Source organism: Spirosoma arboris (genome assembly GCF_009754945.1).
GTDB classification, from domain to species: Bacteria; Bacteroidota; Bacteroidia; order Cytophagales; family Spirosomataceae; genus Spirosoma; species Spirosoma arboris.
Genome location: NZ_WPIN01000004.1, coordinates 660108 through 675624, shown reverse-complemented (window position 1 = coordinate 675624; position 15517 = coordinate 660108). Strand labels below are relative to the sequence as shown.

Genomic DNA, 15517 nt, shown 5'->3' with positions numbered 1-15517 from the left:
CATAAACAATGAAAAATATATGCTACCTCATCCTGCTTCTGTTGCTGCTGACGAACCAATCGGTTGCTCAGGCGCAGTTGAATGAAGTACCACTCGACAAGAAATTCACGAACGCTACGGTACTTAGCTTCGCGCCACCCTATTATACAATGGAGGTGTATCTCGAAGATGATCCTGACGCCCGGTACTCAAGCATCAATATTTCGAGTAGTACGCTCCTTCTAAAGCGATTTCGAAAGATCGACAAAGTAAAACCTGAGGATAAACTCACGCCAGCCGCCATTGTCCCCGGAATGAAAGTTAATCTGTACATCGATCATTATCAGCGCAGTCTGAAAAATATTGCCAAAGAAGTCGTGCTGTCCGACAACTATTATGGCTCGGTTACGATAACGGGACTATTTGAGTTTCTGGACGGGAAACGGGCTTCGGTCGATGGCCAATTGGTGATTCTCGACAAGGACGCTGTAGTGAAGGGACAGAATGAATGGAAAGACAAAAAATTCACCTCGTTCAGCGAACTCCAGTTAGGGTGCGAACTAACCTTACACGGCCAGCGCGAAACGGATGGCCTCATCTACATATCGCGCGGCACCGCCCGGCCCGTTGAGGAAAATACCGATGATCAGATGCTGCGTCGGGCGGTTGATTTGGGGATGAAGGTTGACCGAAACCGACTTAGCATCGGCAAGACATTCACCAAAGTCTTCGTTACTGACAACACACTTCAGGATTATGTGAATAGTATTGGTCGTAAACTCGTTCCACAATACTTACGAACGCTCCCCCCGCAACACCCTGATCATATTGATTTTAAATATTATTTTGTCGAAGATGAGTCAATGAATGCGTCGGCATTTCCGAACGGCACTGTCGTGATTCATACTGGTCTGTTAAAGAACATCGCTAATGAAGCGCAATTGGCTGCGATTATCGGCCACGAAATTGCGCACGTAACGCAGAAACATCAGGCTAAAAATTATCGGAATCGCAAAAGCTGGAAAACCATTACGGATGTATTATCGGTAGCAACTACCGCCGGGGTAAACGCATCGTCCCAGCAAACTAACCGGGCAAATCAGCGATCAAACCAGATGGTCCGAACGAATCCAACGAACCAGGGAAGTCGAACATCGGTGAACACAATGGGACCAGGTGGGTTTCCAATCGCTTTCCTGAATATACTGTCGGAAATGTATATCAGCGAATACAGTCGATCGCAGGAAATGCAGGCCGACCGTATTGGGTTACGCTATATGTACGATGCAGGTTATGATCCCCGTGAAGCAGCTAACATCTGGAAAAAACTAGCGCAGGATGAAAAAGGGGCCAAGCGCGACGTAGAGGCAACCAACATGATGATGCAGATGATGGATGAACCTACGGCGGCAAAGACTTCCTCTGAAAAATCAGTACCACCCGAAAAACGCGAGTCGATTTATGCCTCTCACCCTCGCTCTCGGGATCGTTTCAATCACATTAGCTTCCTGCTCTCAACGGCTTATATCAACGCCGATTTGTCGCAGGCAGTCGTCAACACGGAGAAACATGAACGAATGGTAGGGCTAATCAAAAGCAAAGCGACTCGCAATCGTCCGTCAACAGCAAAAGGGCCCAAACCATGAGACATACACTGGCAATCGGGTTGATCCTTAGCTTATTGGTAGTGAGTCCGTTGGTAAAAAGCCAGACGCTTCATTTTATTGTATTTGCCGATACCGACGATCCGAGTATTGGTGGCAATGACATGAAAACGTACAGCTCACTCACGGGCAATGGTGGCCTGGCTCAGACTATTGCCCAATACAGTGGTCTAACGCTGAATATGGCCGGATTTTATGGCCCTAAGTGTCAGGCGGTTGAAGTAGATAAAAAACTAAATGAGCTAAACCCCGGCAAGGATGATGTCGTCTTTTTTTACTTCGTGGGACATGGCTTTAACAGTCGCCAGAATGCTTACCCATCACTGATTTTCGGAAAAGCCACCGCCGATATCGCCACCATCGACGCATCGGCCCGTAACCTGCGCGAGTTATACGCCCGCATTCGGGCGAAGAAACCGCGCCTGACCATTGTGATGGGCGATGCCTGCAACAAAGAACGAACCGACCCACCCGTACCTATTACCAGCGGACGACCTATTGATGTGATGCCTCCAACCAATCTGAATCCCGAGCGTATCAAAAGCTTATTTCGAAACTGGCAGGGTGGTTTTTTTATGAGCAGTTCACAACGGAATCAGTTTTCGCACAGCGACCCCAAAGGCGGATGGATGAGCATATCGTTTCAAAACGCCCTGCTCGATTGGTGTTCCATTAATCGGAAAGGGTTACTGACCTGGAAAACACTGCTTGATGATGTTGTGAAACGTACCGAAGCTATGGCCAAGCAAAATCGCCAGACACAAAGTCCGCAATTTGAACAGGAACTTACTCCTTTCTCCGTCGCGCAACCAACTCAGCCAGCCCTTGTGAGTCGCTCGCTCACGAACACCAGACCCGCCGATGCACCCTGTCCTTCACTCGATCAATTTGTAAATGAGGTGGCCCTTGCCGGTATTCGGGAAGATATGCCGTTGCTTCGCGATATGAACAATTCCATAACGACGAATAATGCGGATGCCTATGCCAAGTCATTCTCCCTATTTTACAGGAATCAGAAGCCATTTTACGAAAGCCTAAATCGAATTCTGTTCAATCGAATTGGCGATTTGTCGCCCCGATGTCAGCAGCAATTCGATACCGATACAAAATGGGTTAAAGAAAGCACCGACGAGGTCAATGAGCGGTATCAGGTTATTCAGAAGTACGCACAACGACCTATTCAGTTAGTTCAGCAGGCCCGCAGCGATTTGCCTTCAATTATTCGCCGACTGGAAGAAATTCTGGAGCGGCTTGATAAATAAAAAATAGAAACACAACAATGCGTATCCTGAACCTTGGATTTATCCTTACGTTACTGGCCACGTTAACAGTGAACGGCCAGGCAAAATACCGGGTTGGTTTATGCCCTGGCTCAGTAGAAGGGTATCATACACTGGCGAAACAAGTGGCTAGCCTTCCCGTGCCGGACCAAGGCCAGAACGAAGCATTACTTCAGAAATATCTGATGGATTGGCGGAAAAACGAAAAGCTGGTCCGTTTTCAGGTAGCGATTCATTATCCCGACAAAAAAGTCCGTTTCTGGCAGGCGTCGGCTGGCGAGAAGGGACTCTTTTTTGAACAGTCGGTTAGTGCAGCCGCCGGCCGAGGAGGCCTGGATACCAATGCAAAGCCGGGCGATAACCAGCGTTGTTTTTTTCAGGATACGACCGTTGTACTGGACACGCTCCGTATTCGACTAGGTGACTTTACTCCCGAAACCCGATTTACACTTACAGTTGGCCAGAAAAACTATGCGTTGCCACTCAATGCTGCACGCACAGAGTTGTTGCTGTATGCAGGTATGTTTCCAGGATTGACAACAGGTCGCAATTTGCCCGCTCAAGTAGGTATAGATGGCGAAACACACTCAGTAACCTTTTATTTTCTATCGCCGGATGAGCGTGCTCAACTTGTTCGTTCGCTGCGAGGATGGACTATGGATCAAGCGCCACCCTGCTCCGAGCTACCCGAACTATTGGTCGCTTACCTGACCCGCAACTGGGGTGGAAAACAATGCGTTAGTCCGGCACTTTACCTCTCGGCCCAGCGGAGGGTCGTTAAAAGTCTGCTTCAGAACGAACAGATCACCTGTACTCCATGATTAGTCTCGAACTCGAATCGGAACACGGCTGGCTACTCGAAACACTCCTTTTTCTAGTCGTTTTCGGGGCCGTTTATCTGTTACTAAAATCTCTCCCCCGGCAAACATTTCGATGGGTATTTCCAATCGTAAATGCGCTACTGCTTACCGTATTCACGGTTTTCTATTCGGGTCAATTTCCCTTGCTACTTAAGGAGCAAGTTGCTCTGTTTTCTGGATTACATCACATTCAAAGCCAGTTACATCAGAATCAGTCGATCAACGCACTGCTGAAGGATAACCGCCTGTTACTGGTCGATGTGTCGCACGATCTGGCTTTAATTCCTGATTCATCCCTTAATGCCAGTTGGCGATCCAATCAGCTCATTACAGATCGACAGAAACTTGCCCAGTTTTTGAAATCGCTGACGAATGAGCAGGATTCGAGCCGTTATTTTGTCGATATGGTGGTTTGTGATCTGACGTTTGGCTCCTTATCGCCAAACAAAGCGCAGGATGAGGCACTGCAAGCCGCTTTCGATTCACTGAATGCGCAGCATCACTTACTCATAGCCAAGAGTGATCTGACGGAGAGTAAATCTGTACATGATAATTCGGCGGTTAATACCGAAGTGCTGGATGGTGGATCGGTCGATATTACGAAGTACTACGACGGAACATTCTTTACCTATGACTTTTTTGATTCGACAGAGCGCCACCTCGCAAGCCTGCCAACTGTTCTGTATAATCGACTCATGGCTGCTCCGTCTAAGCCGGGTTGCCCACCCAGTTCGTCTGCACAAGCTAAAGGTTTCATAAAATCTGACTTATTTGTGCCCGAATTCTGGATCGATAATGAGGATGTAAGTCGTGAGACGGAATCAGAGTCAGAGAGCGCCCATCCCTGGCTACCGCCTTTATTCAACTGGGGAGAAGCCGAATCGGACACTAGTTTGGAGAATGCTACCGGTCGGCTTTTGCCCAATCTTTTCCGGTTAGGCGAAGTCACCGATCCCGACACAACTGAATTCGGTGGGCGAACGGCCTTTCTGGAGCAACTTCGGGATAACTACAATCACTGCAAACGAAGCATTGTATTCATTGGACTGTTTGAAGATTCTGATCGTGATATGCACCATACCCTGGTGGGGCAAATGCATGGGTCCATTCTACTGATAAACATGTTTATGAACTTGCTCGCTGGTAGCCACTTAATCGGGTTTGGCTATTTGCTTTATTTAATGGCTGGATTTTGGGGCGTAGGCTATCTGTTGATGCAGGAACCGCATCACTTGAAAAAAAAGGCACCCTCTAAAAAGTCGGGTTCATGGATAAAATTAACAAACTGGCTACGTGAGAAGGGTTATACCTTTGCGCAGAGACTAATTAACAATCAGGCGTACATCCTTGCCTTTCTAGTTCTCCTGGGCGCTATTGCCTTTTTCAACCATCTTATCAATCTGGTCGTCATTGGCGTTTACATAGCTACCGTAACGGAGGTATTTGAGGAATTATATCATCACGAATCAGAACATCACGAATAACTTTTTTCGACAGCCTCGTAAATCCTGTCAAAAAAATATGAGGCAAGGTGTCGTGTCTGGGTCTCTCATTCGTTACATAGACATGAAAACCACACACGCCCACTTAATGGCTATCAGGCTCATTGCATTCCTATGCTTATTGGTCATGACTATCTACCTGTCAGGCTGTTCGGGTTGCTCGCGGTCGGGGAGTCATCAGCCGCGCAAAAAAAAGGGTAGCAAGACAGACCAACCAACCAGCCAAACAGCTGAACCTGCAACGCCAGCCCCTAAGCCGACACTCACTCAAATTGGAAGTGGGCCTACGGAGGTCATTATGGAAAAAGATAAGGGCGTTTATAAGGTACCGGTAATTATCAATGGTCATCCCATGAAATTCATTCTGGATACAGGGGCCAGTCTGATCTCCATCTCATCTACCGAAGCCGAATTTATGATGAAGCAAGGTACAATTACTGAAGCTGATATTGTGGGACAGTCGCGCTTTGAAGATGCCAATGGCGATCTGTCGCCCGGCGATATAATCCGGCTTAAATCGGTGCAGATTGGTGATCGGGTTCTGGAAAACGTGAATGCCAATGTGGTACGGAGCACGAAGGCTCCCCTCCTGCTCGGCCAGTCGGCCTTGTCGAAGTTTGGAAAAATTTCTGTGGATTACCGACGTAATGTGGTGACGTTCGACTAAAATTTGATGTTTATTTGCCTATCCGTTAATGCTTTATTTCTGGAGAAATTGACGGATTTTGAGTGCTTTGCATGACTAAAAACGCTTAATTGAGTCAATTAAATGATGACACTATTCCGGTCATTTTGACAACCATGAGCAAAAAACTAGTCGATTACATAAAATCGGTGTTTTCATTCTTCGGATTATTTGTTGCCCGACGATACCCAAATGCGGTAAATGGTCACGAGCTGGCGTATGATCTGAACGTAATTATTCGGAACGATAATCCGGTCTGTTTCGATATAGGAGCCAATCGTGGGCAAACCATTCAATTGCTTCAGGACTGTTTTCGTGATCCAATTATTCATTCATTTGAGCCATCATCAGCTACCTTTGCAACCCTGGCGAGTCAATCGTTTGGGTCACGGGTTCAGCTTCACCAGCTCGCCCTTGGCGAACAGACCGGAGTTGCCGAATTTCGCAATTACACACAATCTGAACTAAGCTCGTTTCTGCCTATGAACGCCGACAAATCGGAAAATATATTTGCGGAAGAAGAGTTGATTCTGACCGAATCGGTTCAGGTAGATACGCTGGATAGTTTCTGTTCAGCACAAGGTATCGAACAGATTGATTTACTTAAAATTGATACGCAGGGATTTGAGCTTCCGGTTCTTCGGGGAGGAGTTGACTTGTTCAAAAAGAAACGAATTAGAGCCGTTCTATTGGAACTGAACTTTTCGTCCTTATACGAAGGCCAGTCTGATTCACTGGAGATTCTTGCACTAATGCGCACCCACAATATGCGGTTAGTTGACTATTATGAAAAAGAACGGGCGCGTGGCCTAGAACTTTCGTGGACAACTGCTTTGTTTATGCGTTATTCTTAAAAATATTGATTTCAGCTGTAAACCCTGACGCGCCATCCAATGACGGAAACCGAACTGACCGACCGACTTCGTGAAGCCATTGTTCTCGACGGGCCCGACGTTTGGCGAACTAACGGCTATCTTCAGGATGCACAACAGGCAGGCCTTTCGTTGGCCGACGCACTCAAACGAGCGAACGAAGTAAGCCAGGAGGTCGCCAACAATAGCCTGCTGTTTCAAAACATACAGGCTCGTATTGCCCGATTAGCCCAACCCTCTCGTGCGCATTTGATTGAGCAGGATTTAAGCCAGATTATTAATGCCGCAACCTCTCTAAAGCTCTCACCCGACTTTGTCAGGAATCGATGGGTGCCTCTTGTCCTACAACGTCTGGCAGCAAGCTCGGCTCCAAAAACTCCGGAAGCTCCAGCTGTAGTAACTCCCCCAACGGTTAATACGCCGGCAACAAAACCCGACATCGTTGAGGAGTTGATCAAAAGCGAACCTGAACGACCTGAGCCAGAGCCTCAAAAAATTACGATACGAGACCCTGAACCAGTGGTACCACCTGTCGTGCCGCCACCTGTTGTTGTTGAAAAGGCAGATCCTGAATCTTCGTTTAACCTGTATGAGCCCCCGCCCATTGTACGGTCGTTTACTGCTACGCCCGCTCGTATACACAAGGGACAGTCGGTAACACTATCCTGGGAAGTTGAGAACCTACTGGCCGTCACAATTGATGATTTAGGCGAAGGGTTATCACCGACTAATCGAGGCTGGGTAAAACCAGCAAAGAGCACAGATTACACGCTTTTCGATGCCAATAATAATCCACTGAGTACCGTGCGGGTAGACGTAATTCCACGTGACCGAAGTGGTGTGTACGGCGTTCTATTCGCGCTGGCGCTGCTGGCTATTATTTACTGGTTTATTAAAAGCAGCAACTCAAAGAGCAATGAGCCGAAACCCAAGCCTAAAACCGAAAAGGCAACCAGTTCCTTGCAGGAGGAGCGGCCAGCAGGAGTTTCAACGGTAAGTCATCAGCAGCCCGACAAAGAACCGGAAACAACAGAAGCAACAGATACGCCAACTGAAGCTCCCAATACCCCGCCTGTTGCTTCAACTGATGTTCCGAAAAAAGAAGATAAACCTGTCAATAAACCCGTCGACGATACGCCTACGGCAGCCGTGTCAGCCCCGAAACCAGCTTCTCCTACCGATGCCCGACAAGGAAAATATGAAGAAGCTTTTGGCAACAAACCGTATGACAAAGTAGAACTGGGAACCGACGACCGCGGCTGGCGACGCGCTCGGAGTCATGGTCGCTGGGGATACATTAATGAAGCGGATGAATGGGTTATTCAGCCTGAATATGAAGCCGTAACGCCGTTTCGGGGCAATACGGCTTCTGTATTTCTGAACGGCCAGCTCATGACCATCAATCGCAACGGCGAACAGGTGAGGAATTAATCTCTCTATCACAACCCTAGCGTGACGCTTAGTTTCTGGAACGAAGTCCAATATCCAGAGGCCATTATACCAATGCCATTCCCGGAAAGTATTTTGAACTGATACGGACTCGTGCGAATTTCCTGATTATTAATGTAGAACCGTATCGTGTCGCCCTTACGCTGTATCATGAGTCTATTCCGATTTTTTTCGACGGATACACCCGGTGAGAAATAATCACCTGACATATAATCGCTAAATGTCCTCCCATTGGCTACTCGAATAATCGACACTTCGCCTTTCACATTCAGCATAAAAGCGTTGTAATTGAGTGAGTCTTTCACGCCAAAGAGTATTCCGCCCGTTGGTACCTGCCCCGAATCAGCCAGCACATCAACCTTTATCGTGAATATATCAGCCTTATTTAGGTTTATATCGACGGGCAGTTCAACTGCACTGAACGCCACCTGCTGAGTGCGTACATTCAGTTTGCGAACACTGTATCGACCCATACCGATCTGGTAATTGTAATCGCCACGATTACCGGATCTCCAGCCATTCCGATTGGTCGCAAAATCCCCTACAAAAGCCGGTCGGAAGTCGATATTGGCAGATGACGACGGGCCGGCAGAAGTAGCTTCCATCCGATCGCTCAATTGCGTTACAGACGGGCTTACCACAGCAGTCTTGCTAGTAGTAGTTAGGCGTGCAGTTGCTTTGAGCGTTACTTTCTGCCAGTCACTAGATGCCGAATAAATTGCCGATTTCGCACGTCGCCCCGTCGACTGCGCCAGGCTGATGACCGATGCCAGTGCTATAAAGCAAGTTGTCAGGAATAAACGCATGATTAATGTGTGACTTTTGAATGAACGATTGAGTAAATTTTGATGACGCATTAGTGAATCAGTCAAAATTAAAATGAGTACCGCACAACAGCTGTTACCTGCCCCGCCTGAATCCCCGGCCGAAGCATGACCGATTGACTATGTTGGGATGCTTTCTGCAGTTGACTATTGCGAAGTCCTTTAATAAACGTCAGAATCACATCGGCTGCCGCTACAACCATAGCCCCTCGTGTGGCCATAAAGTAATGATGGTGATGATCGTTGGCTGTTTGATAATACGGTTCACCAGCAGTCATGTTTTTCTGGTCCACATAAATGGCGTATTCATCCTGCGATTTCTTTCGCTCCGACAATCCATAGGCAATCAGGCCGTAGCACCCTATTGTCAGCAACGGACGTAACCCTACTTTAGGCTTCGGCATCTGTACAAAAATGTTACCGATACCTGGCGCCACGGCTGATAGCAAAGCCCAGGCAGGACCAGCGTAACGTGTTTTGGGTGGTCTCGTCGAATCAGGTACCATAGTTGCCGGAGCAGATTCCGAAGTCGGAGTCACAGTTGCAGGTTGAGGTGGATTCTGTTTAGGTGCTGGCGTCGAAACTGCTACTGAAGCTGGCGGTTGTGGGGCTGGTGTTACAACCACGGGAGTCGCAGGAGTTGTGGTAGCCGGAGCCGATGGCACCTCATCCAAGGCAAAAACGGACGGCTTTGTCGGTGTTGTTTTTTTTCGGCGAGCTGATTCTGCTGGTTCTGTTGTCGATGCAGACTCAGTTACGGGCTTAGTAGCTACCGGTTGAGAAGCCATGAGCGGGATACCTGTTTTTACGAGTACTTTTGCCTGCACTTCTTCATTCAGCGAATAGCCGTTGGCTAAGGCATCCCAGATTATTCGCCGATCAGATCCTGCTGTAATCTGAGTTCCTATATCGCCCCGTACAAACTCGGGCAAAATGCGCAACGGTCCGCGTAGTCGACTGCGCACCTCAAAATAAACAGAATCTCCAGGGCGCGCATTGATCAGATCATAGTGAATTTCGAGCTGCACTGAATCAACTACATAGATCTGAACATGACGAACGCGCTCCTGCGCCCGGCCCGGTAAAACCAGAAATAGGCAAAGAAAAAAAAGGAGTAATAGACGCATAATACGTTAATTGCTGACAGTAATTTGCCGGGTTGTTGTAAACTTATCATCGCACGAATTGGCAATATTGAGCGTAATCGTATACGTGCCTGGCTGATCATAGTTGTAGGTTACCCGCGTTCCAACACGAGTTTTGCCTTTATTATCGCCGGGGTCCCAGCCAGCAACGCCGATATCACCTTGTGGATTATCTAGAAAAAAAGTAACATCTAACTGCCCAACCGTATAGCCAATGGAAGCCGACGGTTTCGCACATACCGGAAATTTTTTCTTCTCTAAATCAAATGATTCACAGGCCATTGTGGTCAGCCACACCAATAAACAAATAGAATACCTTATCATAGTTATTTGTTGAGACACAACAAAGTAAGCAATACTTCTGCAACTGCGTATAGTCTAACGGGGAAATCCGCTTCTTATGTCGATTGTCATTTATAGATTTAGTCGTTAGCGGAACCCAACATTTTCGTAAATTTATACAACTCATTGCCTTACCCTATGCGCTGGTCTGCCAAAACCAAAGATGAATTAGTGGCCGAAATTCAACGACTACATCACGAACGCGACGGACACTCCCTGTCTGAAGCACAGCCTATATTCGACGTTCGCCAAACGGTTGGTCAACTCAATTTAGTTGGCCTTACTATTGAGCGCGACGGAACACTTAGCTATGCCAACCCGTACACCTATCGCGTAACGGCCTGGCAACCAAGTGACATTATTGGTAAAAACTTTTTCGAAATCTTCATTCCCCCTACCGATCGTGCCCGACTCGAAATTGAATTCGAAGAGGCTTTGGTCAAAGGAGGTTTCCCTGAGCAGAAAGAAATTACGCTTCTTGCCCGCTCTGGGGCCTTTCGAAATGTGCAACTCAACTCGGTCATTATTAACAGTGTTGATGGTCACGTTTCTTCCTTTACGGTTATTGGCGAAGATGTAACGAATAAACGTCGTGTTGCCTCAGCTCTGTCCAATACGAATGCGCAACTGCAAGACCTGGTCGACAACACCTCCGACCTGATCCAGTTGCTCACGCTCGATGGCAAATTCATCTTCGTAAACCGTGCCTGGCGTGAAGCCCTCGGCTATACCTCCGACGAGATTTCGGCGCTTAACCTGCGTGATGTCCTCCATCCCGATTATGCCACCAGCACGCTGGGCTTGCTCAAACGTATTCAGGACGGAGACAAACTTCCTTATGTCGAAACTGTTTTTCGGAGCAAAGCTGGCAAAACTCTGTTTTTATCCGGTAGTGTCAACTGCCGGTTCGATAATGGTCGTCCTACTGCCTTCCGTTGCATTCTGCACGATACAACTGGCAAAATTCGGGCCGAAAAATCGCAGAAATTGTACTATAGCATTGCCAACTGGACAATCAATACGCCTAACCTTGGTGAACTATATCATAAAATTCATGAAGAACTGGGCAACATTATTGATGCCCGCAACTTCTTTATTGCCCTCTATGACTCCACCAAAACGTATTTATCCTTCCCGTACTACGTCGATGAATACTTTGGGAGTAATATGCGGTTCACCAAGCGGAAACTGGGCAATGGCATTATCGAGTACACAATTCTGGCCAACAAACCTTTATTTCTGTACGAACGAGACATTCGTCAGTTAGAAGATCACCATAACATTGATCTATATGGCCAGCGCCAACCGCAGGTGATGTTAACAGCACCGCTCCGCATTGGCGACGAAATTACGGGGATCATTGGCGTGAAGTCGTACGATGATGCCCAGACGTATGGCCCCCGTGATCTGGAGTTGCTGGAATTTATTTCGGGGCAAGTGGCACTGGCCATTGCGCGTAAACAATCGGAGGCTCGTCTGGATAAGCAGAACGCCCGGTTGAATGCTATTTTCGACAGTAGTACGTATTTAATCTGGTCAGTAAATAAAGCGCTTCAACTGACCTCGTTCAACAAAAACTACGCTCGGCTGATTGAATACCAGGGCAACGAAATGCCTTCCATTCAGGCGCATGCGCCCGAACTTGGCTGGCGCATGGTTGGGGATGAAAATCGTAAACGACTCGAAGAGCGATATCGGCAGGCGTTCCGGGGGCATCCACAGAATTTCGAACTGCATTTTATGACACCCAGCGGTGAGACGTATTTTGAGTTTCACCTCAATCCAATTTTACTGGCGGGTGGTGTTATTGATGAGGTTTCGGGTATTGCCCGGAACATCACCAACCGCCGACGGGCTGAAATCGCTACCCGTCAGAGCGAAGAAAAATTCCGGGGTATCTTCGAAAATCTACAGGATATATACGCCCGTGTAGATCGGAAAGGGCGCGTTACGATGATCAGCCCGTCGATCTTCAAACGGATGGGGTACACACCCGACGAAGTGATGGGCCAGGAGATAACTAAATTTTTCATCGACGAAAATGCGATTCGCCACGCCATGTTTAAACTGGGTCGTAATCGTAGCCTGAGAAATTTCGAAGCCAGTATGCGTCGAAAAGATGGTAGCGAACGGCAGTACATGTTTAACATGCTGATGTTGAACGACGATCCAGGCAGTAATTCGGTCGTAGCCGTACTGGCTCGCGACATCACGGAATTAAAGAAGCAATCGGCCGAATTAGTGAAAGCGAAAGATGAAGCCGAACGATCGCTGAAAGTAAAAGAGCAGTTTCTGGCCAATATGAGCCACGAAATCCGAACGCCGATGAACGGAATTATCGGTATGATCGACCTGCTGAACGATACCCAATTGGATGAGGAACAACGCAGCTATGTAAAAACCGTCAAACGTTCGTCGGAAACGCTGTTGAACATTCTGAACGACATTCTGGACCTTTCCAAAATTGAAGCCGGCAAAATGGTTCTCCATGAATCACCGGTAGCGTTTAAGGAAATTTTCGAGAAATTGATTGCGCTATTTGGGCAACAGGCCAACTCTAAAGATAATACCCTGACCTATCACCTCGGCTCAGATCTTCCTACGTTCGTTATTGCCGACCAGACACGGCTTTTGCAAATTCTGTCGAATCTGACCAGCAATGCTATTAAATTCACAGAACACGGCGCCATCCGGGTCGAAGCATCGCTGATTAGTAAACGGGGCAAATTCAACCGCATGCGTGTAGCCGTTGTTGACTCGGGTATTGGCATTTCTCCTCAAAACATTAACCTATTGTTTAACTCGTTCAGCCAGGTAGATACATCTTCCCGAAAATCGTTTGGCGGCACGGGTTTAGGATTAGCTATCTCGAAAGAACTAGCCCATCTGATGAAAGGCGAAGTCGGTGTAGAATCGACAGTCGGTATGGGTAGTACATTCTGGTTCACGATTGAACTGAAAGAGACTGCCATTAGCCCAACGCAGCAAACAACGGAAGTGGCAGAAATTGCCCTGGCAAATTTCTTCAGTACCTACCATCCGAATGTGTTGTTAGTGGATGATAACGCCGTAAACCGTAAAGTAGCGAGTGAGATTCTGCGAAAGGCTGGCTGTATTGTCACCACCGCCGACAGTGGTCCGGCTGCTATTCGGGAGGTAGAACTAAGAGAAACCGTCGAGAATACCGAAGGATACGCAGGCTTCGATGTCATTTTTATGGACATTCAGATGCCCGACATGGACGGTGTTGAAACCACTCGCTTGTTGCGTGAACAGTTCGGTAAAAAGCTACCAACTATTGTCGCTATGACGGCTTACTCGATGAAAGAAGATCGGGAACGCTTCATCAGTCAGGGGCTCGACGATTACATTGCCAAGCCTATTCGTGCCCAGAGTCTGGTGGCCAAAGTTAAAGAACTCACAGATGCCAATCGGGCCAAGCATACGCCTGAATCTCCTTCGTTACCTGCTCCTAAACCTGCTGTAAAAGCAGTCGAACCCGCACTGCCCATTATCGACGCCGAGATTGTTGGACAGCTTCGGGATATTGGCGGTCAGGATCTGGTAGACAGTATTATGGAAGAGTTTGTGACAGAAGCAAGCGATTTAGTAAACGGCTCTCTGTCAGCCTATTCATTAGGCGACATTCCAACCGTGAAAAGCCACTTGCATACGCTGAAAGGAAGTGCCGGAACCATCGGGATATCCCGCGTAGCCGACATTGCCCGCACCGCCGAAGGCAAGTTGAAAGTCAATGATACCAGTGGCTTGGCCGAGGCTTTACACGCTCTAGAACACGCATTCGAGGAGTTTTTGACAGAGTGGAAGAAGTAATTATAGCCGCCTGGCTGGTCATAATCCAGGCAATATTCACAAAAAAACGGAGCCGTAACAGCTCCGTTTTTTGTATCAATAAGCCAATCAGCCTATTACAAATTTGCGTCTTCGCGGCTGTTGAAGGTATCGCCCTGGTTGATATCGCCCGTTTTAAGTCCCTTTTTGAACCAATACACCCGTTGAGCCGAACTGCCGTGGGTGAACGCATCGGGTACGACTCGACCTTGCGTTTGTTCCTGAATTTTATCGTCACCAATAGCATTGGCCGCTGTCAGGGCCGACTCAACGTCATTCTCATCGATCGCAATACTCTGACCCTGTGCATGGTGTGCCCAAACGCCCGCAAAGAAATCAGCCTGTAACTCCAGACGAACTGATACCCGATTATATTCCCGTTCGCTCATATGTTGGCGCATGGCATCTGTTTTATCCATAATTCCCAGTTGCTTCTGCACATGGTGTCCTATCTCGTGTGCCACGACGTAAGACATTGCAAAATCGCCGGGGGCCTGAAATCGCTGGGCGAGTTCATCATAGAACGAGAGGTCGATGTACACTTTCTGATCGACCGGGCAATAGAAAGGACCCATAGCCTCCTGTGCTGTACCACAACCAGACGAGGTTACTCCCCGAAACATCACTAAAACCGGCTTCTGGTACTGTGCGCCCTGTTCGGCAAACAGTTTCGTCCAGACCTTCTCTGTGCTGGCTAGTACTTTTCTTGTAAAATGGGCTGCATCATCATCAGCCTGTGGTCCAGATGGAGCCTCCGACGTTGCCTGATCAGGTGAACTACGGTTGAGCACTTCTGACGGATCGCCACCCAGTAACATGACAATAATGGCTATCACGACGGTGCCAATTCCACCGCCAACGAGTAAGCCTCCTCCACCGCTTCCCCGGCGGTCTTCGACATTATCACTCTCGTCTCCTCCTAACCAGCGCATAAATTTTCTCAGTTAATAAATGGTGATTACTTAATAAAAAATCATTGTGTTATAAGGTCATTATCAGTCCATTGCTTATCAATAACCCAGTTACTGAATGATGAATAGCTAATCTCTGCTGGCAAGATTAC

12 protein-coding genes are annotated in these 15517 nt (G+C 47.8%); 8 read left to right on the top strand and 4 right to left on the bottom strand.

All coding sequences use genetic code 11. The annotated features are described in order from the left end of the window. Window positions 1–8: 8 nt before the first annotated feature. The 7 genes from GO755_RS13855 (at window position 9) to GO755_RS13825 (ending at window position 8273) form a co-directional block, all read left to right on the top strand. Complete coding sequence (locus GO755_RS13855) at window positions 9–1625, top strand: M48 family metallopeptidase (protein ID WP_157585679.1); 1617 nt, start codon at window positions 9–11, stop codon at window positions 1623–1625. Then, window positions 1622–2905, top strand: a complete 1284-nt coding sequence (locus GO755_RS13850) for a caspase family protein (protein WP_157585677.1) — start codon at window positions 1622–1624, stop codon at window positions 2903–2905. Before GO755_RS13855 ends, GO755_RS13850 begins: the two co-directional genes overlap by 4 nt. Window positions 2906–2922: 17 nt before the next feature. Then, complete coding sequence (locus GO755_RS13845) at window positions 2923–3744, top strand: hypothetical protein (RefSeq protein WP_157585675.1); 822 nt, start codon at window positions 2923–2925, stop codon at window positions 3742–3744. Next, window positions 3741–5267: a CHASE2 domain-containing protein gene (locus tag GO755_RS13840; RefSeq protein ID WP_157585673.1), complete on the top strand. Its 1527-nt coding sequence runs from the start codon at window positions 3741–3743 to the stop codon at window positions 5265–5267. Before GO755_RS13845 ends, GO755_RS13840 begins: the two co-directional genes overlap by 4 nt. 82 nt (window positions 5268–5349) lie before the next feature. Further along, window positions 5350–5952: a retropepsin-like aspartic protease family protein gene (locus tag GO755_RS13835; RefSeq protein WP_157585671.1), complete on the top strand. Its 603-nt coding sequence runs from the start codon at window positions 5350–5352 to the stop codon at window positions 5950–5952. Between the two features lie 134 nt (window positions 5953–6086). Further along, window positions 6087–6824, top strand: a complete 738-nt coding sequence (locus GO755_RS13830; RefSeq protein WP_157585669.1) for an FkbM family methyltransferase — start codon at window positions 6087–6089, stop codon at window positions 6822–6824. A gap of 39 nt (window positions 6825–6863) precedes the next feature. After that, window positions 6864–8273, top strand: a complete 1410-nt coding sequence (locus tag GO755_RS13825; protein ID WP_157585667.1) for a WG repeat-containing protein — start codon at window positions 6864–6866, stop codon at window positions 8271–8273. Between the two features lie 8 nt (window positions 8274–8281). On the opposite strand, the gene GO755_RS13820 is transcribed toward GO755_RS13825, so the two are convergent. The 3 genes from GO755_RS13820 to GO755_RS13810 form a co-directional block, all read right to left on the bottom strand. Next, complete coding sequence (locus GO755_RS13820; protein WP_157585665.1) at window positions 8282–9097, bottom strand: hypothetical protein; 816 nt, start codon at window positions 9095–9097, stop codon at window positions 8282–8284. A 68-nt stretch (window positions 9098–9165) separates the two neighbouring features. Continuing rightward, window positions 9166–10242, bottom strand: coding sequence for a hypothetical protein (locus GO755_RS13815; RefSeq protein ID WP_157585663.1), 1077 nt, complete (start codon window positions 10240–10242; stop codon window positions 9166–9168). 6 nt (window positions 10243–10248) lie between these two features. Then, on the bottom strand, window positions 10249–10584 hold the full coding sequence (locus GO755_RS13810; RefSeq protein WP_157585661.1) for a PKD domain-containing protein: 336 nt from the start codon (window positions 10582–10584) through the stop codon (window positions 10249–10251). Window positions 10585–10740: 156 nt separating this feature from the next. On the opposite strand from GO755_RS13810, the gene GO755_RS13805 reads away from it, so the two are divergent. After that, complete coding sequence (locus tag GO755_RS13805) at window positions 10741–14436, top strand: PAS domain S-box protein (RefSeq protein WP_157585659.1); 3696 nt, start codon at window positions 10741–10743, stop codon at window positions 14434–14436. Between the two features lie 95 nt (window positions 14437–14531). On the opposite strand, the gene ypfJ is transcribed toward GO755_RS13805, so the two are convergent. Continuing rightward, a complete protein-coding gene (gene ypfJ, locus GO755_RS13800) occupies window positions 14532–15386 on the bottom strand; it encodes a KPN_02809 family neutral zinc metallopeptidase (RefSeq protein ID WP_157585657.1) in 855 nt (284 codons plus the stop codon). Between the last annotated feature and the right edge of the window lie 131 nt (window positions 15387–15517).

What these genes read in the sequence shown, in the direction of transcription:
- GO755_RS13855 (WP_157585679.1), top strand. Translation starts at nt 9, where the DNA reads ATGAAAAATATATGCTACCTCATCCTGCTTCTGTTGCTGCTGACGAAC.
- GO755_RS13850 (WP_157585677.1), top strand. Translation starts at nt 1,622, where the DNA reads ATGAGACATACACTGGCAATCGGGTTGATCCTTAGCTTATTGGTAGTG.
- GO755_RS13845 (WP_157585675.1), top strand. Translation starts at nt 2,923, where the DNA reads ATGCGTATCCTGAACCTTGGATTTATCCTTACGTTACTGGCCACGTTA.
- GO755_RS13840 (WP_157585673.1), top strand. Translation starts at nt 3,741, where the DNA reads ATGATTAGTCTCGAACTCGAATCGGAACACGGCTGGCTACTCGAAACA.
- GO755_RS13835 (WP_157585671.1), top strand. Translation starts at nt 5,350, where the DNA reads ATGAAAACCACACACGCCCACTTAATGGCTATCAGGCTCATTGCATTC.
- GO755_RS13830 (WP_157585669.1), top strand. Translation starts at nt 6,087, where the DNA reads ATGAGCAAAAAACTAGTCGATTACATAAAATCGGTGTTTTCATTCTTC.
- GO755_RS13825 (WP_157585667.1), top strand. Translation starts at nt 6,864, where the DNA reads ATGACGGAAACCGAACTGACCGACCGACTTCGTGAAGCCATTGTTCTC.
- GO755_RS13820 (WP_157585665.1), bottom strand. Translation starts at nt 9,097, where the DNA reads ATGCGTTTATTCCTGACAACTTGCTTTATAGCACTGGCATCGGTCATC.
- GO755_RS13815 (WP_157585663.1), bottom strand. Translation starts at nt 10,242, where the DNA reads ATGCGTCTATTACTCCTTTTTTTTCTTTGCCTATTTCTGGTTTTACCG.
- GO755_RS13810 (WP_157585661.1), bottom strand. Translation starts at nt 10,584, where the DNA reads ATGATAAGGTATTCTATTTGTTTATTGGTGTGGCTGACCACAATGGCC.
- GO755_RS13805 (WP_157585659.1), top strand. Translation starts at nt 10,741, where the DNA reads ATGCGCTGGTCTGCCAAAACCAAAGATGAATTAGTGGCCGAAATTCAA.
- ypfJ (WP_157585657.1), bottom strand. Translation starts at nt 15,386, where the DNA reads ATGCGCTGGTTAGGAGGAGACGAGAGTGATAATGTCGAAGACCGCCGG.